The organism is Ruegeria sp. I3, assembly GCF_056532525.1.
In genome coordinates this window covers 20,703-40,496 of the sequence record NZ_JBQFNI010000011.1, presented here as the reverse complement: position 1 = coordinate 40,496, position 19,794 = coordinate 20,703, and the positions used below count along the sequence as shown (strand labels likewise).

The following is a 19,794-nucleotide window of genomic DNA, read 5'->3' as shown; positions in this document are numbered from 1 at the left end:
GGTTCGGCTGGACCCGGATTTCTCCGGACCCAGCCAAATTTTGCGGCGCATCAGCGATGCACCTGTCGGTTGGCTTAGGCCAGCTCGACTTCGGCGCCAGCTGCTTCCAGCTTGCCTTTGACTTCCTCGGCTTCGTCTTTCGACACGCCTTCTTTGATCTTGCCGCCAGCTTCGACCAGCTCTTTGGCTTCTTTCAGGCCCAGACCGGTGATGCCGCGAACTTCTTTGATCACGTTGATTTTCGAAGCGCCGGCGTTCTTCAGAACGACGTCGAATTCGGTTTTTTCTTCCTCAGCTGCGCCACCGGCGTCGCCACCAGCTGCAACCATTACGGCGCCGCCAGCTGCGGGCTCGATGCCGTATTCGTCTTTGAGGATGGTTTTCAGTTCTTGTGCTTCCAGCAGGGTCAGACCCACGATGCTTTCTGCGAGTGCTTTCAGATCAGCCATTGTATTAGCTCTTTCCGTTTTACAGTGTGTGTTCCAACGTCAGGGTGGTTCCCCTACGCAGATCATTCAGTGCCAACCGCTTACGCAGCTTCCGCCTTCTCTTCGATGGTGGAAAGGATGCTTGCGATGTTGCTTGCAGGTGCGCCAATCGCGCCGGCGATGTTCGAAGCAGGTGCGCCAATGCAGCCAACGATCGAAGCAATAAGCTCTTCACGAGACGGCATTTTCGAAACTGTTTCGACGCCTTTGCGGTCCAGAGCGTTCTCGCCCATTGCACCGCCGAGGATCTCAAAATTCTTGTTATCCTTGGCGAAGTCCTCGGCCACCTTGGCAGCTGCCACGGGGTCCTCGGAATAGGTCAGAACGGTCATCCCTGTCAGCAGGTCGGCCATGCTTTCACACGGCTTACCCTCAAGGGCGATTTTGGCGAGCCTGTTCTTGGCAACACGCACGGCACCACCCGCGTCACGAGCACGTGCGCGAAGGTCCTGCATCTCGGCAACTGTCAGACCGGCGTAGTGCGAAACCACTACGACGCCAGAGCTTTCGAAGATTTGGCCGAGTTCCTCGACCACTTTCTCTTTCTGGGCTCTATCCACAGTTCTCTCCAAGTTAGGGGCGATATCTCACCCCGGCTCATATTTGCCGCAGCTTTCGCTCCGGCGTTCAGGTCCGTTGTTACGGGATGGGCCAAAATGCGCCCGAGGATCGTGACCCTCAGAATTCTTTGGTCTTACCCGTCTCAGGCAGGGAATTAAGGGGCCAGATGGACCCACCCACCGTCTTGGACGAAACAAAATAAAGCGCACGACGAATCGCACGCTTTATTCCGTGGCTCTAATTAGGACAGATGGGCCGGGTTTCCAAGGGGTAAATTTAGGTGACTCGCGTCTTCTGCGCAGAGGAAGCCACATAGCTGGAAATGTTCTGAGACCTCTTGGTTATTGGGAAACAAGCCGACATTAAGGCTTGCAGAATTCGCTGCGCCCAAACCATAGCCTCACCCCTGCCGCGACAAAGCGCATATCCCTACATTGATCTGGTCAGGCATACCCCTGACTTACCCCCTTGGCACAAATGTGATTGCAACTTGAGGGCCTATGGCGCGGCGCTTTCAACCGATACTAAAGTCGCGCTGACACAAAGGTGCAAACTTACGGCGCGCCCGTCGCCAATGGAAATGAAAAAGCGGGTCCGGTATCCGCCAATTGTTACCGTAACTTTGGGCCAGCAATGCAGGCGCGTCCTGTGGCAGCATTATTTCACCACCGTTAAACGATTTGAGTGGGAAAATCGTGCTTTCCGGCAGATCATCAAGTGAGTACGGATACACGCTAAAGCGCCCGTTTTCCGTCCATGCCGGAAACAGATCGATATCAATACCCAAGTTATTTTTGACTTTGAAGATAGGTATGCTGTTTTTCAGCGAATTGTCATCCAAGCAATCGCTGTCCAGCAACTTTCGCTGATAATCAGCCCATTTTTCTGCGACGCCTTCAAGCGTGGACTCACCCAAATACACCGCAAAATCGACATCGTCATCGTGACCGATCAATCCACCCTCGCGAACATGACCCAACAATGCGCCAGCGTACAGCATGATCGGCTTTCCTAAACGGATTACGGGTTCAAGCTCGGCGTCAAGTTTTGAAAAGATATCATCGCCAGTCTTTTCCCCGAATGTTCTGTTATAGCCATGCGGTGTAATGAAATCGGGGTATAGCGTCTGCTTCACGCGCTCAAAGAACGAGGCAAAGCGCGCTTCCTTACCCTGATCCGCATATCGAGTTTCCATATGCTTCAGCCTACCGTGCGTCCGGGCAGGCTTTGTTCTCCCATGGCAGCAAAGAAGGATGAAAATCTCTTCCCAATCATCAAGGAGTGCCTGGTTTTCCAAGCGCTTTATTGGTTCCTTTAGCGAATTAACGGCCAGGCGCGTTTTACGAGGCCGTGGTAGTGCAGTTTGGGCCGCAGCATGCTTGAAAACATGCTCACGAAGTAAGGCAAGCTCCTTGATTACTTCTGCTTCAGTCATGGTGTTTTTTCATAGATCGCGCGGGCGACGATCGCATCTTCTGTTTTATATTTTGCGAAGCCTCCGCCTTCTACACCATAGCATTTTCGGAATTCGGAGGCTTCCATTTTGGCATCCAGATCCGTCGCACTTACGTAACGCCGGAAATGCGGCGCCGCTATTTTCGTTGTGGCGCGGTCCGCCAACGTTCGATATTCGAACGCCACGACATCGCCAGGCCTGCACCCGCTCCGCAGCGCACGGATCAGAGCATCCTCTTCATCATCTGTGATCGCATGCAAAAAGAACCGAGCGTAAACGCAAACGGTTTCAGATCGTCGCTCGGACAACACCCGTTCAACCAATCCATCTTTGAGATTGGTCCGAACAAATTCAAGATCGTCTCCGCCCTGCTTTTGTGCATGCTTTTGCGCTGACGCAATCGCTGCCTCAGACGCATCCATCCCGGTCACTTTGAACCCGTGTCGCGAAAAGAAAAAACTGTCACGGGCATTCCCACACCCTACGTCAATGACATGTGACTGCCGATCAATCTCATTTCCCACAAACGCTGCGAATTGCGACGGCAAGGTAAGCTCCCATGACCCCGCCGATTTCGCATAAAATTGGTCCCAAAAGGCGCGTCGATCTTCTGGAAGTGATTTCTGACGAATATTTTGGTTCATTGATGGGTATTCTCTAACAGCTACTACACGACAATGGGGGAACTGTGTCAGACCGCAACCCCCAGTTCAATCGCTTCTTTAGCCACTGCTGCTGAGGCATTGAATCTATGTTTGTGCGTGCCGCTGCTTTTTAGTCAGCATAGCTATAACCGGGTTCGAAATTGGCAACACTTCAGGATTTCATTTGTGGTGCAAGCAACCACGCTATCACAAAACTACAGCCCGTTTCTCATATGGCACGCGACAAAAATCCCGGGCAGCTCTCACTACCCGGGATCAAGTTCTCACAGCTTGACGCTAAGGCTTATTCGCCCGCAGCAGCCGCCACGTCCAGAGTCACACCCGGGCCCATGGTCGAGCTCAGCGCGATTTTCTTCATATAGGTGCCTTTGGCGCCCGACGGCTTGGCCTTGGCCACAGCCGAGATGAAGGCGCGGACGTTTTCAACCAGCTTGGCTTCGTCGAACGACGCTTTGCCAACACCGGCGTGCACAACGCCGCCTTTTTCCGCCTTGAACTGAACTTCACCGCCCTTGGCTGCTTCCACGGCGGCTTTCACGTCCATGGTCACGGTGCCAACTTTGGGGTTCGGCATCAGGTTGCGAGGGCCCAGAACTTTACCCAGACGACCGACGATCGGCATCATGTCCGGGGTTGCAATGCAGCGATCGAATTCGATGGTGCCGCCCTGAATGGTTTCCATCAGATCTTCCGCGCCAACGATATCTGCGCCCGCTTCTTTCGCTTCGTCTGCCTTGGGGCCACGAGCAAATACAGCAACGCGCATCGCTTTGCCGGTACCGTTCGGCAGGCCAACAACGCCGCGAACCATCTGGTCCGCGTGACGGGTGTCAACGCCGAGGTTCAGAGCGATCTCGATGGTCTCGTCGAAATTTGAGGTTGCGTTGCCTTTGACCAGGGAAACAGCTTCTTCGACCGACAGGTTTTCCTTGCCAGCGACAGCTTCGCGCGCAGCGCGGGTACGTTTACCGAGTTTTGCCATCTTACTTCACCTCGATGCCCATTGAGCGGGCCGAGCCCAGGATGATCTGCATTGCGCCTTCGACGTCGTTGGCGTTCAGATCTTTCATTTTGGCTTCGGCGATTTCACGAACCTGCTTCGAGGTTACGGTTGCCACGGTCTCACGACCTGGGTTTTCCGCACCACGAGGGCGGTTACGCTTGCCGACCGGCTTCAGACCAGCCGCTTTTTTCAGGTAGTAAGACGCGGGCGGCGTCTTGATGTCCATGGTGAAGGACTTGTCCTGATAGTAGGTGATCACGGTCGGGCACGGAGCGCCGGGCTCCATGTCTGCGGTCTTGGCGTTGAACGCCTTGCAGAATTCCATGATGTTGATGCCGCGCTGACCCAGCGCCGGACCAACTGGCGGCGACGGGTTCGCCTGACCTGCAGGAACCTGCAGCTTCATTGTACCAGCAAGCTTCTTGGCCATTTGGTTTTCCTTTCAACTTAGGTGAAACGCGTTTCACCCAGACTATGTTGCGTGGTCCGATCCGGGATCGCGATCCCAGCAACCTCCCACGAGAGAATCTCGCCCGAAGACGATAGGGGCGGCACTTACAGCGGAACGGCGGGGTTGGCAAGTGGCCTGCCCTGCTCTCACACATCGAATCAAGCCCCCAAGTGGGTCTTATACGCTCACGGCGTACAGATCGTTACTAACAAGGTGCGACTGACAACTCTTAAGAAATTAATATCAATGCAGAATCTGCGCGGTGGTTGCGGGATGGTCGGGTTTCCGCCACCCCCCTCACCTCAATACTCGCAGCTGTGCTATACTCGACGAAATTAGTATTTTTGGTGGAGGTTAATTATGATCATTCGTTTATTAATAACAGTTGGCATCGCGCTGTCATTTGCGGCGTCTTCTCCTCAGACCGCGCGGGCCGATGCTGGCGAGATACTGGGCGGTGCTGTGGTTGGTGGCGTCATCGGCTACGCTATCGGCCGGGATCAGCAGAGAAAACAGCAAGCCCGGACGAGGTCAACAACAACACGCACCTATCGCCCCGGAATTCCGTCGACCACACAAGGGGCGCAAACCCAGACCGCGCTCAACTATTTCGGCTACAATGCGGGTCGCGTTGATGGTCAAGTCGGTCGTGGCACACGGTCTGCGATCGAACGCTATCAGGTCTCGATGGGCTACCCCGTGAATGGCTATGACTTCCAGCCCTATCAGCGCGACTTCCTGATGCAGGCCTATTACTGGGCGACAAGCGGCGGTCAGACGACAACTCAACTCGCAGGCCAACCGCTTTTGATGGAATACCGCCGGCAGATACAAACCGGCTCTGCCCTGGCTGCCGCCCCTCAGGCACCAGCACAAGCCCCAGCAACCACGATTCCGGTTGTGGTTCCTCAAGCTCAGGAACCAGAGCTCGAGGCCAATACAACTGAAACCGCCTCTGCCAGCCTGCCAAGCCTGTTTTCCGGCGGGACCGGCGGCCCATCGCTGGCCAATCGGTGTAGCGGGGTGATGCTGCAGACCTCGACAAACGGGGGCTACACGACGCTGTCAAATATGACGGATGCCGATTTTGCCCTCAGCGAACAGTTCTGCCTTGCTCGCAGCTATGCAATGGCGCGTGGCGAAGATCTGATGGCGGATATCCAGGGGCTGACGCCGGATCAGGTGAGCGCACAATGCGACTCGTACGGCGAAATGTTGGCACCGCAAGTTGATGCGCTTTCGATCAGCTCGAAGGCAGAAGCTGAAACCCAGGTACGCAAGCTTGCGCTGGACTCGGGCCTCAGCCCCGCTGATCTTGCAGCGACAAGCAAGGTCTGCCTGTCGATGGGCTACCGTCAGGACAACATGGACACGGCAGTCGGTTCTGCATTGATGCTAGTCGCGATGGGTGAGCCTGCCTATGGAGAGTTGATCGGCCACCATCTGCGCGAAGGCTTCGGTGTGCAACAGCGTCGCGATCTTGCTATGCAGTGGTATGATGCCAGCCTTTCGGCACTGGATGCCGGTTCGCAAGCCGTCTTCCTGCCGTCCCAGACCGACCGCCCGCAACTGTTGCGTGCGGCTATGGTTCAAGCGCAGTAAGTCGCGCACTCAGTCGTTTCAGCCACTGCGAGGCTGATACAAATAACGCCGCGGTGTCAGTTTGCATCGCGGCGTTCTATATTGAGGGTGCCATTATGCCGACCCCACCGGAACCGATCTCAAAACATGACAAGATCGACGCTTTGATCGAGTGGATGGTTGACGGTGCCCGCCCAGCTGGAAATGCGGTCGATATCATCGAAGGTATCTGCACCCGTCTGCTGGATGCCGGTGTCGCCATCGACCGGTTCGGTTTGTTCATCTGGACGCTGCATCCCAATCTGATGGGTCGACGTTTCCTGTGGAAAGCGGGCGCTGGAGTCGACCGGGTCGACGCGCCGTCTCAATTGTTCACCGAGGCGATCTACACCGATAACCCCTTGCCGCATGTGATCGAGCGTCAGCAATCCATCCGCCGCCACCTGGAAGACCCCAACTGCCCCGAGGATTACATCATTGTCGGCGAATTGCGCGAGCAGGGCTTCACCGATTACCTGGCGCAACCGCTGATCTATCTCAACGGCGATACCCATGTCTGCACCTGGTCAAGTGCCACGCCCGGTGGGTTTTCAGAGAGTGATCTGGCGATCCTGAACCGGGTTCGCGGTCCGCTCGCCCGCCTGACCGAGACCTATATGTTACGGCTCGACGCGACCTACCTGCTGTCGACCTATGTCGGCCGCAACAGTGGTGCACACATTCTGGACGGTAAAGTACATCGCGGTGATGGCAGCAAAATTGAGGCCGTTATCCTGTTTGCGGATCTCAAGGGATTTACCCGCCTTTCGAATTCGGTTTCCGGCGATACGCTGGTCCGGCTGCTGAATGACACGTTTGATTGCCTTGTCCCGTCGGTCATGGACCACGGCGGAGAGCTTCTGAAGTTCATGGGCGACGGCTTTTTTGCCATCTTCCCAACCAGCACGGATCTTCCGCCAAAGGTGCAGATTCAGGCCGCCATCGCAGCGGTGCGCGAGGGTGTGGCGTCGCTGGCCGAGGCCGATTTCCAGCATAAGCTTGGCGTGCGCACTGCAATTCATCACGGTCGTTTCCATTATGGCAATGTAGGTGGCGGGGACCGGCTGGATTTCACGGCCATCGGTCCCGACGTCAATTTGGCGGCAAGACTTGTAGCGGCGGCCACAGACTTGGATTGCGACCATGTCCTTTCAGATACAGCCGCAGCATTTCTCCCGACACTCTGCGAACCGGTCGGAACTGTATCACTTAAAGGTTTTGGTGAGGATCAAACTGTCTGGCAGATGAGCACGCCCCAAATGTAAAAAGGGTGCCCATAAGGCACCCCAAACGATGGTACGATGGAAACCAATCAGCTCTGCTTGGTGACCTGCGTAAAGTCCAGCTCGACCGGTGTTTCGCGGCCAAAGATCGAAACCGAAACTTTCAGTTTCTGGTTCTCGTCGTCCACACCTTCGACCATGCCGTCGAAATCCTCGAACGGGCCGTCGTTGACCTTGACCTTCTCGCCGACCTCGAAGCTGATCATCAGCTTGGGCGCTTCTTCACCTTCCTGAACGCGGTTGAGGATCTGGTTCACCTCGGCGTCGCGCATCGGCATCGGGCGGCCCTGAGGGCCCAGGAAGCCGGTAACGCGATTGATCGAGTTGATCAGGTGATAGCCCTGATCCGACATTTCCATGTGTACCAGCACGTAACCCGGCATAAAGCGGCGTTCGGTGGTGACCTTCTTGCCCCGGCGCACTTCGATCACCTCTTCGGTGGGCACCAGAACCTCGTCGATATCGTCTTCAAGGCCCTGCTCAGCCACCGACGTGCGGATCTGCTCTGCGATCTTCTTTTCGAAATTCGAAAGAACGCTGACCGAATACCACCGTTTCGCCATGAACCTGTCGTCCTTGTTTGCCTTTGGGCTGCGACGCATCGCGCCCTTCGTTGAAATCCTATTGCGTCACCCGGAATAAAAAGCGGCGCGCAGCCCGATTCGCCGCACGCCCATTCCGAATAGTCATGTCACCTACTCTGACATCGCAAGCTGTGCAAGGGGGCAGTCGCGTTTCAGCTTGCCCAAACCGGCTTAGCTAAACGCGCCGAGTACCAGTTGCAGACCGCCGCGAATGCCCAGATCAACCAGCGCAAAGAACACAGCCGTCAGCGCAGCCATGATGAACACCATGACCGTGGTCAACAGCACCTCACGACGGGTCGGCCAGACGACCTTTGCGACTTCGGCGCGGACCTGCTGAATGAACTGGATCGGGTTTAAGGTTGCCATGAGGCTACAATCTCTCTTCTAGCGGATGGGCCGGACATAGCCGGGCATTGCGGCAATTTCAAGGGCTGTTGACGCCTCTGTCAGGGCTTGGGCTTGTCATCCCATTCGTCGCTGAGGATACGGCGCGCATCGCCTTCCGGATCCTCATACTGGTTCGAGCGGACCGTGTAGATAAACGCAACCAAACCAACCCCGCCCAAAAGCAGGGAAATCGGGATCAGATAGGCAAGCACTTCCATCAGAGTTACCTCAGCCGCAAAGCGTTCAGCGAAACAGTAATCGACGAGGTCGACATCGCCAATGCCGCAATAAGGGGTGTCGCCAACCCGGCAACGGCCAGCGGGACCGCGATGATGTTATAGACAGTGGCGATCCGGAAATTCTCGCGAATCCGACGCGTCGCCCTGACGGCTGTATCGCAAGCCTCAGCGATCGGGGACAGATCATTGCCCAGTAGCACGATATCCGACGCCACCCGCGCAGCATCCAAGGCGCTGGCCGGAGAAATCGAGACATGCGCCGCCGCCAATGCCGCCGTATCGTTCAGCCCATCGCCGACCATCAGAACGTGCCGACCCTGATCGCTTAGTTCCTGCACTTTGGCAGCTTTGTCTTGAGGCAAGGCCTGGGCGATCCAGTTCTCAATGCCAAGCTTGCCCGCCAAGGCCTGAACCGCGCCTTCCGTATCGCCGGAAATCAGGATGACGTCTTTGCCTGCCGCACGGAAAGCCGCGACCGCCTCGGCAGCGCCTGCGCGCAGACTGTCGGTAAAAGTAAAGCGCGATGGCGTCCGCGATCCGATTGCGAGCCAGGCTGCGGTCTGCTCACCATCTTCGCCGCCGACCCAGGCCGCTCGACCCAGCCGGACCTGCTGATCACGGTAAACGCCCTCAGTGCCATATCCCGGCACCTCAACAACATCGTGCAACTTGGCAGGCTTGATCCCGGCCTCACGCGCAGCCTTTGCAAGGGCAAGAGACAAGGGGTGCGAAGACGCTTCGGCCAATGCCAGAGCCACTTGCAAATCGGTACGCGAATGATCACCAAGGTTGGTCAACTCAGGCGCACCGGATGTGAGGGTTCCGGTCTTGTCGAACACCACCGTATCCACTTCGGCCAACCGTTCTAACGCGGTCGCGTGTTTGATCAGCATGCCACTGCGGAACAATCGGCCTGATGCTGCAGTGGTTACCGCCGGCACTGCCAAGCCCAGCGCGCAGGGACATGTGATGATCAAAACCGCCGCAGCGATATTCAGCGCCGTCCGGATATCGCCCGAATAAATATACCATCCTAAGAAGCTGAGCGCGGAGAGTATATGCACCCCCGGCGCATAAAGCTTAGCCGCCTTGTCTGCCAGCGAGGTATACCGTGATCGGCCCGATTCAGCGATGGCTACCAGATCCGCCATACGGTGCAGCGAGGTATCTTCCCCGACTGCCGTCGCACGGATTGTCAGGGGACCGGTCAGGTTAACCTCACCTGCACTGACGTTCAGCCCGGCCTCGGCAAAGACCGGGAGGGTTTCCCCGGTCAGCAGCGACCGGTCCAACTCGGACTGGCCCGAGATGATTTCGCCATCCACTGGCATACGCCCTCCGGGGCGAACCAGAATCAGATCACCCACGTTAAGGCTCGCCACCGCCACTTCCGCTTCGGTCCCATCCACTAGCCGGATGGCGCGCGGGACCTCCAGCGCGGTTAGTTCTTCTGCAGCCGAACGTGCCGCGGCACGGGTGCGATAGTCCAAATACCTGCCCGCTAGCAGGAAGAACGTCAGGGTCAAAGCCGCGTCGAAATAAGCATGTTCACCGCTGAGTGCAGTTTCCCAAAGCGACGTGACCAGAGCCAGCAGGATCGCCAGAACAATCGGCACATCCATATTCAACCGGCGCACGCGCAGCGCGCTCCAGGCGTTGGAAAAGAAAGGCTGGGCCGAGAACGCAATTGCAGGCAGCGCAATCGCTGCCGATATCCAGTGGAACATGTCGCGCGTCGCATCGGTGGCGCCGGACCAGACCGACACCGATAACAGCATCACGTTCATCGAAGCAAAACCCGCCACTGCCAGCCGCATCAGCAGATCGCGCCCGGCCTTATCGGTTTGCGTAGCCGAAAGCGCACCCGGATCCAGTTCGTGGGCTTCAAAGCCAGCGCGCTCCAGCACCGGGATCAGATCGGCGGCGCGCGTATCCGGTGCCGCCTTGATCATCGCGCGTTTCAGCGTGAGATTGACCCGCGCGTCTTCAACGCCGGGATGGGCATTCAACTCACGCTCGACCGTAGAGATGCAGGCCGAGCAGTGGATGCCCGGCAGCGACAGCGCGATCTGCACATCCTCTGGGATTGGCCGCGCCGCTTCTGCCGGGGCTGCGATGCAGCCAGGACAGGCTGCCCGAGATGGGGTGGCTTGCGCAACCATCTCTAACCTTTCACATACAGGGGCACACGTTGCGCGAACTCGGCACCATCTTTTGCTTTGGCCACAAGGCGAATGTTCCAGTTCCCTTTGCCCAGGGCAGCCGGAGCGGCATAGGCGATGCCATCAAAAGTAAAGTCCGGCGAGAAGTCTTCCTTCACATGGGTGGCGCGCCCCACCACGGCCTGCAGATCTGCCACTTCAACAGGGGAACCGGTCTGATCGGTTATGTATAGCACCAGCAGCCCTCCGGTCAGCTCGGCCTTGATGTTCCAACCCAGGGCCTGCTGTTCCTTCAAACGTTCATTGAACTCCTGGCTGGCTACATAGGAGTTCTTCACCTCAAGCCCCGGAAAGGTCTTGATTGCACTATAAGCCAAGACGAGGTTCACCGTGATGATCACGCCAAAGGCCGCGACAAATACCGCCAATGCGTGTTTGCCTGTGAATTGACGTTCTGCCATTCTCAGCTTCCTCGTCCGTTGAAACTGGTATCCTTGTAGGCCCGCTCACCACTTTCCAGATCTTCGACCCAGATGCGAACCGATGTGCTGTCAGCCGCTGCAGGGGCAGTACCCTGCGGAGCGGTGATATAGACGCGGGTCAATTGTGCCGTATCTGCAGTGACATTAACAGTCTCGCCTTCAACACCTTCGATTTCAATCTGCAGCGAAGGATCGCCAGCAATCGTCAGTTTGAATGGCCGATCCTCGCCATGTTTGTTGCGCAGGCGTACATCATAGGTGTTACGGATCGTGCCATCTGAGAGGGTAACGAAAGTCGGGTTCCGCACCGGCGCAACCGTCAAATCGATATCCGAACGAATGAACAGCGCAAAGAGCAATGCAAATCCGACCAGTGACCATAGCGCCGTGTACAGGATCGTGCGCGGACGCAGGATGTGTTTCCAAACGTTTTTGGGTGGCTGACCTTCGCGTTCGCGGGCCTCATCACTCAGCGCCATGTAATCGATCAGACCACGGGGCTTGCCTATCTTGGCCATCATGTCATCGCAGGCGTCGATGCAAAGTGCACAGGTAATGCATTCCAGTTGCTGACCGTCCCGGATGTCGATCCCTACCGGGCAGACATTGACGCAAGCCATACAATCGATGCAATCGCCCAGCTCGCTGTCAGCCGTACGTTTGCCTTTGCCGCGTGGTTCACCCCGCCATTCGCGATATCCGACGACCAGGGTATCCTCGTCCATCATCGCGGCCTGTATGCGCGGCCATGGGCAGGCATAGATGCAGATTTGTTCGCGTGCAAAGCCACCGAAGAAAAACGTGGTGCCGGTCAGAATCAGCATCGTCGTATAGGCCACTGGATGCGCGTTTCCGGTGACCAGATCACGCGCCAGAGTTGGTGCATCCGCAAAATAGAAAACCCAGGCGCCACCGGTCGCGAGCCCGATGAAGAACCAAGCGACCCACTTGGTCAGGCGCAGCCGCGCCTTGCGGAAATCCAGCTTTTTCTGCCTGTGCAGACGCAGGCGCGCATTACGGTCGCCCTCGATCCAGCGCTCGACAAGGATATACAGGTCCGTCCAAACCGTCTGCGGGCAGGCATATCCGCACCAGACCCGCCCAAGCGCCGAGGTGAACAGGAACAGACCCAATCCTGCCATGATCAGCAGCCCAGCGACAAAATAGAACTCGTGCGGCCAAATCTCGATCCAGAAGAAATAGAAGCGGCGGTTCGCCAGATCCAGAAGAACGGCCTGATCCGGAAGGCTTGGACCGCGATCCCACCTGATCCAAGGCGTCACATAGTAAATGCCCAGCGTCACCGCCATGATGATCCATTTCAGATTGCGAAACGGGCCGGACACACGTCTCGGGAAAATCGGCTCTCTGGCGGCGTAGAGACTGGGGGTGGGATTGGAATCGCTCACAGGCTGGCTCCGCAACTGGCTATTCTGAGTGTGTGTTCTTCCAGATCACGAGGCAAGGGACTTTGACATGGGTCAAAACGCGCATCGTGCAGACACCTTTAGACGCGTGAATTACTGCTGGCTTCGCGCTTCGCGCCTCAGCCAGTTGATGAAGATTTTCACGGATCGCCTAAGAGCTTGTTTTTGCGTAACTATATGATACCCGCGCGTATCCGGCTCGGCGAACAGTTCGACGATGCGGCCCGCTTTGATGTCCGCTTCGACGAATTGTCGCACAGTGACGGTGACCCCTTGTCCAGACCGCAAACCATCCAGCAGCAGGTTACCGGGAAGCTGCGTACGCCCCGCGCCGCGTTCGGGTCCGACACCTCTCTCAGTCAGCCATTTTGTCCCCTCAGTCGTGCCAATTTCTTCAAGCCACGGCAACTGCGCAAGTTCTGCCGGGGACCAATCGGTCTTGTTACCCAATAGTGTGGGTGAGGCGACGATGACCATCGGCGTCTGCAACAACATCTCACACTCCACCCCCGGCCAACCGCCGGCGCCATAACGGATCGCTACATCCACGCCACCCGGTTGCAGCTCGACCACCTCAAAGGTTGGATCTAGGATCAGGTTTACGTCGGGATGCGTCGCGCGGAAACTCGGCAGTCGCGGCATCAGCCAAGATGCAGCGAAGGAAGACGTCAGCGACACATGAACCGGGCGGTCCTGAGCCGAGCGAGCCAGATCACCCACAGCAGCCTCGATCGCACCAAATCCAAGCTGCAGGGCACGGGCCAGATGCTCACCTTCCGCGGTAAGTGTCAGCGCTTTGCCCGTTCGGTCCAGCAGAGCCGCGCCCAGATGTTTCTCGAGCGCGCGAAGCTGCTGGCTGATTGCAGCGTGGCTAACATTGAGCGCAGCACCGGCCTCGACAACACTTCGCTTCTCAGCGAAGGCTGCAAAGGCCCTGAGAGAGGCCAACGGCGGCAGTGATAGCCAGTCCATATGTAAACCCTACTTACACATTGAAATGGTAATTGAGTCGCATTCGGCGTGCGAAAGGTCAATCTTAAAGCTCAGAAACAACTCTGCACAGGAGGGAAACCATGCTGACCGTATTCGCCAGATCTTTTTTGAACGCGACACGCATCTATACGCCTCACATCTACGATGCGCCAAAGCCGGGCCGTCGCAAGCGGCGCTGGCTGCCCGAACATCATTGGTGGAGAGAAAACCCGCGCGATGTAAATCTGAACGATCTTTGATACTGGTTTGAATGCCGTATCTGGACCGGCAGAGATTGCAGCCCTATTGTTTGAAAATCGGCACCGGCTGTTCTGGAAACGCGCGAACAGATGGAACAGCCGGTGCCTAGACCTTCGGGCGGGAGACCGCCCGGAGGTGTTCTTTTATGTCTTACTGACCACCACCCAACTGATGAACATACGCCGTCACGGCGCGGATTTGCGCGTCGGTCAGGCGATTTTCCCATGGGGGCATCACGCCAAAGCGGCTGTAGGTGACCGTCTCGGTCAGGGCCTCTTGGCTGCCGCCGTAAAGCCAGATCGCATCGGTCAGATTCGGCGCGCCCTGGGAAACGTCGCCTTTGCCGTCATCACCGTGGCAAGCCGCGCAGTTGTCTTCGAACACAACCTTGCCTGCCTGCGCCGCCGCGTCATCGGTCTGGGCGTTAGTCAGGGACATGACGTATTGAACCACTTGAGTGATCTCATCCTTTTCGAGGATCTCACCAAAGGCCGGCATCTCGGAATAGCGCGCGTCGTCGCTTTCCTCGTTCCGGATGCCATAGGCGATGGTGTACTCGATATCCTCAAGCGAGCCGCCCCACAGCCAGGCATCATCCAGCAGGTTCGGGAAACCCGGCGCACCCTGCGCGCCCGATCCGTGGCACTGCGCACACCAGGTTCGGAACACAGCGCCACCAGAGTTAACTGCGTATTGTTGCAGCTCCGCGTCGGCCGAGATTTCTTCCAGCGGTGTTTCCACCAACTTGGCATTCCACGGCGCATTCGCTTCTTCGAACGCGACCATTTCCTGCTGCACCAGCTCGCGCGAAGACCAACCCAGCACACCGGCGGTTGCCGATTGAACCAAGGGCCATGCGGGGTACATGATCGTGTAGATCACGCCCCAAATTATGGTCGCGTAAAAGGTCCAAAGCCACCAGCGTGGCATCGGATTATCGAATTCCTCGATTCCGTCCCAGCTGTGACCCGTGGTGTTAGGATCGCCCGGCTGTTTTTCAGGTGTCTTACTCATTGCCGTGCCTCCTTGGATGTGGCGGGTTTGTCGTCGCCCCGACGGGGCGCTGGGGCATCAGCGTGCCGGAACGGGATGTTGGCGGTGTCCTTGTATTCCTTGCTGGCACCAGGGCGGAAAACCCAGATGATGATGCCAATAAAAAACGAGAACAGGAGCAGCAACATCCAGCTATCCGCGAACTGCCTTAGAATTGTGTATAGTTCCATCACACCCTCCTTTAACGGCTTGCGTCCGGGGTGAAGGTCGAGAAATCGACCAGCGTGCCCAGCATCTGGAGGTAAGCAACCAACGCATCCATTTCAGTCAGCTCGGGCTGACCGTCAAAGTTACGCACATTGACCTTGTCGCCATAGCGTTCCAACAATCCATCATAATCGCTGTCCGGATCGGCCTGCGCCCGAAAATCGGCCTGCGCCTGTTCAAGCATCTCGTCGGTATACGGGGTGCCGACCACGGCATTTGCCGCCATGATGTCACCGATATACTTGCCGTCTAGCTTACGATCCTCAAGGAAGCCGTATTTCGGCATCACCGATTCCGGCACCACCGATTGTGGATCGCGCAGGTGGTCCACCTGCCATTGATCCGAATACCGGCCACCGACGCGGGCAATATCCGGCCCGGTGCGTTTGGATCCCCATTGGAACGGATGATCATACATGGATTCAGCCGCCAGCGAGTAGTGGCCATAGCGTTCAACCTCATCACGCATCGGGCGGATCATCTGGCTGTGGCAAACATAGCAGCCTTCGCGCAGATAAACCTCACGCCCCGCCAGTTCGAGAGGGGTGTAAGGGCGCATGCCCTCCACCTTCTCGATGGTGTTCTCAAGATAGAACAGGGGCGCGATCTGTACGATGCCACCGATAGTTACGACCAGAAAGCTGAAGATCAGCAGGAGGGTCGCGTTGGTCTCGAGGATCTTGTGTTTGTCGAGAATTGCCATTGCTCCGGCCCTCCTTATTCAGCCGGGACCGCGACGGTCAGGCTGGCCTCTTTGGCCGGCGCTTTCCGTACAGTCATCCACAGGTTGTAGCACATGATCAGCGAGCCAGCGACGAACATCACGCCACCCAGCGCACGCACCACATACATCGGGAACTTCGCGGCAACGGTGTCAGCGAACGAATTCACCAAGAAGCCATTGGCGTCCACTTCACGCCACATCAGGCCTTCCATGATACCGGTGACCCACATCGACGCCGCGTAGAGAACGATGCCAATGGTGGCTAGCCAGAAGTGCCAGCTGACCAGCTGCAGCGAGTAAAGACGCTCACGCTTCCACAGAACAGGGACTAGGAAGTAAAGAGCACCAAAGGTGATCATTCCATTCCAGCCCAGCGCGCCCGAATGTACGTGACCGATAGTCCAGTCGGTATAGTGGCTGAGGCTGTTCACAGCGCGGATCGACATCATCGGACCCTCGAACGTGGACATGCCGTAAAAGCCGACCGAAATCACCATCATCCGGATCACTGGGTCAGTGCGTAGTTTGTCCCATGCACCCGACAGGGTCATCAGACCGTTTATCATACCACCCCACGAAGGCATCCATAGGATCACCGAGAATACCATGCCAAGGGTCGAGGCCCAATCAGGCAACGCGGTATAGTGCAAGTGGTGCGGGCCGGCCCAGATATACAGGAAGATCAGCGCCCAGAAGTGGATGATCGACAGCTTGTAGCTGAATACTGGACGCTCAGCCTGTTTCGGGATGAAGTAGTACATCATACCCAGGAAACCGGCAGTCAGGAAGAAGCCCACGGCGTTGTGGCCATACCACCACTGGATCATGGCATCCTGAACACCAGACCAGACGATGACCGATTTCGATCCCCAGATGCTGACCGGGATGGTCATGTTGTTGACCAGGTGCAGCATGGCGACAGTCACGATAAAGGCCAGATAGAACCAGTTTGCCACGTAGATGTGCGGCTCTTTCCGCTTGATGATCGTGCCCAGATAAACAGCCAGGTAGGCAACCCAGACAACGGTCAGCCACAGGTCAACGTACCATTCAGGTTCGGCATATTCTTTCGACTGCGTTCCACCAAGTATATAACCGGTTGCCGCAAGCACGATGAACAGCTGATAGCCCCAGAACACGAACCATGCCAGGTTTCCACCCCAAAGTCGCGCAGCGCTGGTACGCTGTACGACATAGAACGAAGTTGCGATCAACGCGTTACCGCCAAAGGCAAAGATAACCGCCGATGTATGCAAAGGCCGCAGACGCCCGAAATTAAGATAGCCTTGCGCCCATTCGAAGTTTAGCGCCGGAAAAGCTAGCTGGAACGCAATAAAAGTCCCCGCCAGGAACCCGACTACCCCCCAGAATGCGGTTGCGATCACGCCGTAGCGGATCACATCATCCATATACTCACCAGAGCGGTCGACGAGGATATCTGGCTCTTCCGTGTTTCTAAGCGTCCAGATGAACAGACCGCCGGCGATCAACATCACCAGAATTGCGTGCACCTGATACGCCAAATCCCGTGCGTAGTTAGAGCCGATGGCTGCGAACAGCACCACCAGCCCAAGCACGATCAGCTTGATGTAATTTGACATATTGCGTCCCTTTGCCATGCCTCGCGCGATTCTTCGTGTCACGCGAAACCTTTTTGACTGCATGCTGTAATGCAGCGAGGTCGCCTTTGACGCTTTGATCTGCATCAAGACAAGCCCCTGTTTTCTGTGAGAGGTACTTTGCAGAAACAGACACGCGCTGGCAACGGACAGCGCCGGAAACATGAGGTCGACATGGCATTTAAATCTCTTCTTACGGTCATGACGGAAACCAAGCTTTCTCAGAACGCACTGGCACAAATGGTGGCATTGGCAGAAGGGCAGGACGCCCATGTCGAAGCGTTGTGTCTTGGCGTCGATCGCAGTCAGACCGGTTATTATTATGCCGGTGCAAACGCTTTGATCCTGCAGGAGACCCTGAGCCGCGCCAATGCCGAGGCGGACGAGATACTCGCCTACGCTCAGGATTATCTGGGTAAGTCGGGCGTGCGCTGGTCCGCTGAAAACGGGGTAGCTCAGATCGCTGATCTCGGGCGACATGTCGCACGCCGCGCACGCTTTTCGGATCTCGTGGTATTGCCCCGACCTTATGGAAAAGACCGCGACGCAGAAGCGGAACCCATCGTCGAGGCCGCCATGTTCGAAGGCCATTCGCCGGTGCTATTGGTGCCCGATGATAACAAACCGATTTCGGCCCCTAAAACCGTCATGGTGGGCTGGAACGAAAGCGTCGAAGCGATGCGCGCCATCCGTCGCGCGTTGCCATTCTTGAAGCAGGCCGAACTCACACGGATTGTTGTGATTGATCCACCGCGTCATGGGCCGGATCGATCGGACCCGGGCGGTCTGCTATCTCAGATGCTGGCGCGACATGGGGTGAAGTGCGAAATCGACGTGCTCAGCAAGACCATGACGCGCGTCTCGGACATCCTCAATCGCCACGCTGCCGATACCGAGGCCGATATGATCGTTATGGGGGCCTATGGCCATTCGCGCTTTCGCGAGGCCATTTTGGGCGGTGCGACCCGCAATATGCTGGAGCAATCAGAAATCCCCGTGTTTCTGGCTCACTGACGACGCCAACAAACGCAAAAGCCGCCCGTCTCTGGTGCGGCTTTATGTCTTGCGGATCAGGCCGATCAGGAACAGCAGGATCACCGCGCCGATAGTGGCAAAGAAGATCGAAGAGATGAGCCCTCCGCCAACCGCAAAGCCCAGGGCGGGAAAGATCGTACCCGCCAGAAACGCACCGACAATCCCGACTATAATATTCCCGATCAGGCCGAACCCACGCCCTTCCATGATTTTCCCCGACAGCCAGCCAGCTATCGCGCCGATGAACAGCATGGCGAGTAAACCGCTAAATTCCATAAGGGACTCCCAATTGTTCGAGGGCGGCGGGCTGAGACATCAGACCAGAAATCCGCCATCGGTATCGTCGCCCGCCTCTTCCATTAGGCGCCCCATATCGGGGATTGTTACATGGCGTTTACCTTCCAGAGTAATGACCTGATCTTTCTTCAAGGCGGAAATCTGCCGGCTGACAGTTTCCAGGGTCAGCCCAAGATAGTCGGCCATCGCCTCGCGCGTCAGTGGCAGGTCAAAGACAATCGGGGCTACCATTCCGGCTTGATGAATCGATGCGTCCCGGCGCGCGATGATCGAAAGCAGGCTGGCAATCTTTTCTCGCGCGGTCTTGCGTCCAAGCACCAGCATCCATTCACGGGCCGCATCCAGTTCGTCCAACGTCATTTCCAGCAGGCGCTGCGAGATGTGCGGCGTTGTGATCATCATGTCTTCGAACGGCTTTTTGCGGAAACAACACATCATCAGATCGGTGGTCGCCACCACGTCGTATGGCGCGTTGTCTCGTCCAGGGCGACCCACGAAATCGCTGGGCAGCAGCAGGCCGACCATTTGCCTGCGCCCATCCTCCATCGTCTGTGTCAAAGACGCGATTCCCGACACGACCGAGCCGACAAAATTCATCGGATCGCCGGACCAGATGATCGTCTGCCCCGCCTCAAAGCTGCGGTAGTACTTGATGTTCTCAAGCTCTTCCAGCTCGTCCTTTTCGCAATGCGCGCACACCGCACGATGCCGGATCGGGCATTCTGCGCAATTGGTGTGGTCGAATTGGGCCTTGAGTGTCATTCGCGCTTCCATTTGATTTCGGTCAAAGTACCCTGGGCCCTCCAGCTATAGTC

Annotated in this window: 23 protein-coding genes; 4 read left to right on the top strand and 19 right to left on the bottom strand. The window is 56.9% G+C overall.

Annotated elements, in window-relative coordinates; all coding sequences use genetic code 11:
* Window positions 1-74: 74 nt before the first annotated feature.
* The 6 genes from rplL to rplK form a co-directional block, all read right to left on the bottom strand.
* Entirely contained in the window at window positions 75-449 is a 375-nt protein-coding gene (gene rplL / locus ACR0L9_RS19420) for a 50S ribosomal protein L7/L12 (RefSeq protein ID WP_010441182.1), read from the bottom strand.
* 80 nt (window positions 450-529) lie between these two features.
* Entirely contained in the window at window positions 530-1,048 is a 519-nt protein-coding gene (gene rplJ / locus ACR0L9_RS19415) for a 50S ribosomal protein L10 (protein WP_010441181.1), read from the bottom strand.
* Between the two features lie 515 nt (window positions 1,049-1,563).
* Window positions 1,564-2,484, bottom strand: coding sequence for a hypothetical protein (locus ACR0L9_RS19410; RefSeq protein ID WP_480896458.1), 921 nt, complete (start codon window positions 2,482-2,484; stop codon window positions 1,564-1,566).
* Window positions 2,481-3,149, bottom strand: coding sequence for a class I SAM-dependent methyltransferase (locus ACR0L9_RS19405; RefSeq protein WP_480567828.1), 669 nt, complete (start codon window positions 3,147-3,149; stop codon window positions 2,481-2,483). Before ACR0L9_RS19405 ends, ACR0L9_RS19410 begins: the two co-directional genes overlap by 4 nt.
* A 304-nt stretch (window positions 3,150-3,453) precedes the next feature.
* Window positions 3,454-4,152, bottom strand: coding sequence for a 50S ribosomal protein L1 (rplA, locus tag ACR0L9_RS19400; protein ID WP_480896457.1), 699 nt, complete (start codon window positions 4,150-4,152; stop codon window positions 3,454-3,456).
* 1 nt (window position 4,153) lies between these two features.
* Window positions 4,154-4,603 carry a 50S ribosomal protein L11 gene (gene rplK / locus ACR0L9_RS19395; RefSeq protein ID WP_010440985.1) on the bottom strand — a complete coding sequence of 150 codons (450 nt, stop codon included), beginning with the start codon at window positions 4,601-4,603 and terminating at the stop codon, window positions 4,154-4,156.
* 381 nt (window positions 4,604-4,984) lie between these two features.
* Here rplK and ACR0L9_RS19390 point away from each other — a divergent pair, with 381 nt between their 5' ends.
* Together ACR0L9_RS19390 and ACR0L9_RS19385 are read left to right on the top strand one after the other, a co-directional pair.
* Complete coding sequence (locus ACR0L9_RS19390; RefSeq protein WP_480896456.1) at window positions 4,985-6,226, top strand: peptidoglycan-binding domain-containing protein; 1,242 nt, start codon at window positions 4,985-4,987, stop codon at window positions 6,224-6,226.
* Window positions 6,227-6,321: 95 nt separating this feature from the next.
* Entirely contained in the window at window positions 6,322-7,509 is a 1,188-nt protein-coding gene (locus ACR0L9_RS19385) for an adenylate/guanylate cyclase domain-containing protein (RefSeq protein ID WP_480896455.1), read from the top strand.
* Between the two features lie 47 nt (window positions 7,510-7,556).
* On the opposite strand, the gene nusG is transcribed toward ACR0L9_RS19385, so the two are convergent.
* The 7 genes from nusG to ACR0L9_RS19350 form a co-directional block, all read right to left on the bottom strand.
* Window positions 7,557-8,090 carry a transcription termination/antitermination protein NusG gene (gene nusG / locus ACR0L9_RS19380; RefSeq protein ID WP_152459924.1) on the bottom strand — a complete coding sequence of 178 codons (534 nt, stop codon included), beginning with the start codon at window positions 8,088-8,090 and terminating at the stop codon, window positions 7,557-7,559.
* Window positions 8,091-8,282: 192 nt separating this feature from the next.
* Window positions 8,283-8,480, bottom strand: a complete 198-nt coding sequence (gene secE, locus ACR0L9_RS19375; RefSeq protein ID WP_170398600.1) for a preprotein translocase subunit SecE — start codon at window positions 8,478-8,480, stop codon at window positions 8,283-8,285.
* A gap of 80 nt (window positions 8,481-8,560) precedes the next feature.
* Complete coding sequence (gene ccoS / locus ACR0L9_RS19370; RefSeq protein ID WP_074737762.1) at window positions 8,561-8,719, bottom strand: cbb3-type cytochrome oxidase assembly protein CcoS; 159 nt, start codon at window positions 8,717-8,719, stop codon at window positions 8,561-8,563.
* A gap of 5 nt (window positions 8,720-8,724) precedes the next feature.
* Window positions 8,725-10,902: a heavy metal translocating P-type ATPase gene (locus ACR0L9_RS19365; protein WP_480896454.1), complete on the bottom strand. Its 2,178-nt coding sequence runs from the start codon at window positions 10,900-10,902 to the stop codon at window positions 8,725-8,727.
* 2 nt (window positions 10,903-10,904) lie between these two features.
* Complete coding sequence (locus tag ACR0L9_RS19360) at window positions 10,905-11,363, bottom strand: FixH family protein (RefSeq protein WP_170398607.1); 459 nt, start codon at window positions 11,361-11,363, stop codon at window positions 10,905-10,907.
* A 2-nt stretch (window positions 11,364-11,365) separates the two neighbouring features.
* Window positions 11,366-12,793: a cytochrome c oxidase accessory protein CcoG gene (gene ccoG, locus ACR0L9_RS19355; RefSeq protein WP_170398610.1), complete on the bottom strand. Its 1,428-nt coding sequence runs from the start codon at window positions 12,791-12,793 to the stop codon at window positions 11,366-11,368.
* Window positions 12,794-12,904: 111 nt separating this feature from the next.
* Window positions 12,905-13,783, bottom strand: a complete 879-nt coding sequence (locus ACR0L9_RS19350; RefSeq protein WP_170406517.1) for a LysR family transcriptional regulator — start codon at window positions 13,781-13,783, stop codon at window positions 12,905-12,907.
* A 101-nt stretch (window positions 13,784-13,884) separates the two neighbouring features.
* On the opposite strand from ACR0L9_RS19350, the gene ACR0L9_RS19345 reads away from it, so the two are divergent.
* Window positions 13,885-14,043 (top strand): hypothetical protein, encoded by a 159-nt coding sequence (locus ACR0L9_RS19345; protein ID WP_480896453.1) that lies wholly within the window; start codon window positions 13,885-13,887, stop codon window positions 14,041-14,043.
* A gap of 151 nt (window positions 14,044-14,194) precedes the next feature.
* Here ACR0L9_RS19345 and ccoP read toward each other — a convergent pair whose 3' ends face one another.
* From ccoP to ccoN, 4 genes are read right to left on the bottom strand one after another with little or no spacing between them, the layout of a single operon-like run.
* Entirely contained in the window at window positions 14,195-15,058 is an 864-nt protein-coding gene (ccoP, locus tag ACR0L9_RS19340; protein WP_170398621.1) for a cytochrome-c oxidase, cbb3-type subunit III, read from the bottom strand.
* A complete protein-coding gene (locus tag ACR0L9_RS19335; protein WP_170398624.1) occupies window positions 15,055-15,267 on the bottom strand; it encodes a cbb3-type cytochrome c oxidase subunit 3 in 213 nt (70 codons plus the stop codon). Before ACR0L9_RS19335 ends, ccoP begins: the two co-directional genes overlap by 4 nt.
* Before the next feature lie 11 nt (window positions 15,268-15,278).
* On the bottom strand, window positions 15,279-16,007 hold the full coding sequence (gene ccoO / locus ACR0L9_RS19330; protein WP_170398627.1) for a cytochrome-c oxidase, cbb3-type subunit II: 729 nt from the start codon (window positions 16,005-16,007) through the stop codon (window positions 15,279-15,281).
* Window positions 16,008-16,021: 14 nt separating this feature from the next.
* On the bottom strand, window positions 16,022-17,629 hold the full coding sequence (gene ccoN, locus ACR0L9_RS19325; RefSeq protein ID WP_170398630.1) for a cytochrome-c oxidase, cbb3-type subunit I: 1,608 nt from the start codon (window positions 17,627-17,629) through the stop codon (window positions 16,022-16,024).
* Between the two features lie 192 nt (window positions 17,630-17,821).
* Here ccoN and ACR0L9_RS19320 point away from each other — a divergent pair, with 192 nt between their 5' ends.
* Window positions 17,822-18,661 (top strand): universal stress protein, encoded by an 840-nt coding sequence (locus ACR0L9_RS19320; RefSeq protein ID WP_170398633.1) that lies wholly within the window; start codon window positions 17,822-17,824, stop codon window positions 18,659-18,661.
* Window positions 18,662-18,703: 42 nt separating this feature from the next.
* Here the strand turns inward: ACR0L9_RS19320 and ACR0L9_RS19315 are convergent, their stop codons facing one another.
* Together ACR0L9_RS19315 and fnrL are read right to left on the bottom strand one after the other, a co-directional pair.
* A complete protein-coding gene (locus ACR0L9_RS19315; RefSeq protein WP_170398637.1) occupies window positions 18,704-18,958 on the bottom strand; it encodes a GlsB/YeaQ/YmgE family stress response membrane protein in 255 nt (84 codons plus the stop codon).
* A 39-nt stretch (window positions 18,959-18,997) separates the two neighbouring features.
* A complete protein-coding gene (gene fnrL / locus ACR0L9_RS19310) occupies window positions 18,998-19,741 on the bottom strand; it encodes a transcriptional regulator FnrL (protein ID WP_170406526.1) in 744 nt (247 codons plus the stop codon).
* Window positions 19,742-19,794 lie beyond the last annotated feature (53 nt).

Bases quoted from the DNA above. Each gene is read 5' to 3' on its own strand.
- ACR0L9_RS19315 (WP_170398637.1), bottom strand. From the start codon at position 18,958: ATGGAATTTAGCGGTTTACTCGCCATGCTGTTCATCGGCGCGATAGCT.
- ACR0L9_RS19365 (WP_480896454.1), bottom strand. From the start codon at position 10,902: ATGGTTGCGCAAGCCACCCCATCTCGGGCAGCCTGTCCTGGCTGCATC.
- rplK (WP_010440985.1), bottom strand. From the start codon at position 4,603: ATGGCCAAGAAGCTTGCTGGTACAATGAAGCTGCAGGTTCCTGCAGGT.
- secE (WP_170398600.1), bottom strand. From the start codon at position 8,480: ATGGCAACCTTAAACCCGATCCAGTTCATTCAGCAGGTCCGCGCCGAA.
- rplL (WP_010441182.1), bottom strand. From the start codon at position 449: ATGGCTGATCTGAAAGCACTCGCAGAAAGCATCGTGGGTCTGACCCTG.
- ACR0L9_RS19360 (WP_170398607.1), bottom strand. From the start codon at position 11,363: ATGGCAGAACGTCAATTCACAGGCAAACACGCATTGGCGGTATTTGTC.
- ACR0L9_RS19410 (WP_480896458.1), bottom strand. From the start codon at position 2,484: ATGACTGAAGCAGAAGTAATCAAGGAGCTTGCCTTACTTCGTGAGCAT.
- ACR0L9_RS19405 (WP_480567828.1), bottom strand. From the start codon at position 3,149: ATGAACCAAAATATTCGTCAGAAATCACTTCCAGAAGATCGACGCGCC.
- fnrL (WP_170406526.1), bottom strand. From the start codon at position 19,741: ATGACACTCAAGGCCCAATTCGACCACACCAATTGCGCAGAATGCCCG.
- ccoS (WP_074737762.1), bottom strand. From the start codon at position 8,719: ATGGAAGTGCTTGCCTATCTGATCCCGATTTCCCTGCTTTTGGGCGGG.
- ACR0L9_RS19385 (WP_480896455.1), top strand. From the start codon at position 6,322: ATGCCGACCCCACCGGAACCGATCTCAAAACATGACAAGATCGACGCT.
- ACR0L9_RS19320 (WP_170398633.1), top strand. From the start codon at position 17,822: ATGGCATTTAAATCTCTTCTTACGGTCATGACGGAAACCAAGCTTTCT.
- nusG (WP_152459924.1), bottom strand. From the start codon at position 8,090: ATGGCGAAACGGTGGTATTCGGTCAGCGTTCTTTCGAATTTCGAAAAG.
- ccoP (WP_170398621.1), bottom strand. From the start codon at position 15,058: ATGAGTAAGACACCTGAAAAACAGCCGGGCGATCCTAACACCACGGGT.
- ccoO (WP_170398627.1), bottom strand. From the start codon at position 16,007: ATGGCAATTCTCGACAAACACAAGATCCTCGAGACCAACGCGACCCTC.
- rplA (WP_480896457.1), bottom strand. From the start codon at position 4,152: ATGGCAAAACTCGGTAAACGTACCCGCGCTGCGCGCGAAGCTGTCGCT.
- ACR0L9_RS19350 (WP_170406517.1), bottom strand. From the start codon at position 13,783: ATGGACTGGCTATCACTGCCGCCGTTGGCCTCTCTCAGGGCCTTTGCA.
- ACR0L9_RS19345 (WP_480896453.1), top strand. From the start codon at position 13,885: ATGCTGACCGTATTCGCCAGATCTTTTTTGAACGCGACACGCATCTAT.
- ccoN (WP_170398630.1), bottom strand. From the start codon at position 17,629: ATGTCAAATTACATCAAGCTGATCGTGCTTGGGCTGGTGGTGCTGTTC.
- ACR0L9_RS19335 (WP_170398624.1), bottom strand. From the start codon at position 15,267: ATGGAACTATACACAATTCTAAGGCAGTTCGCGGATAGCTGGATGTTG.
- ACR0L9_RS19390 (WP_480896456.1), top strand. From the start codon at position 4,985: ATGATCATTCGTTTATTAATAACAGTTGGCATCGCGCTGTCATTTGCG.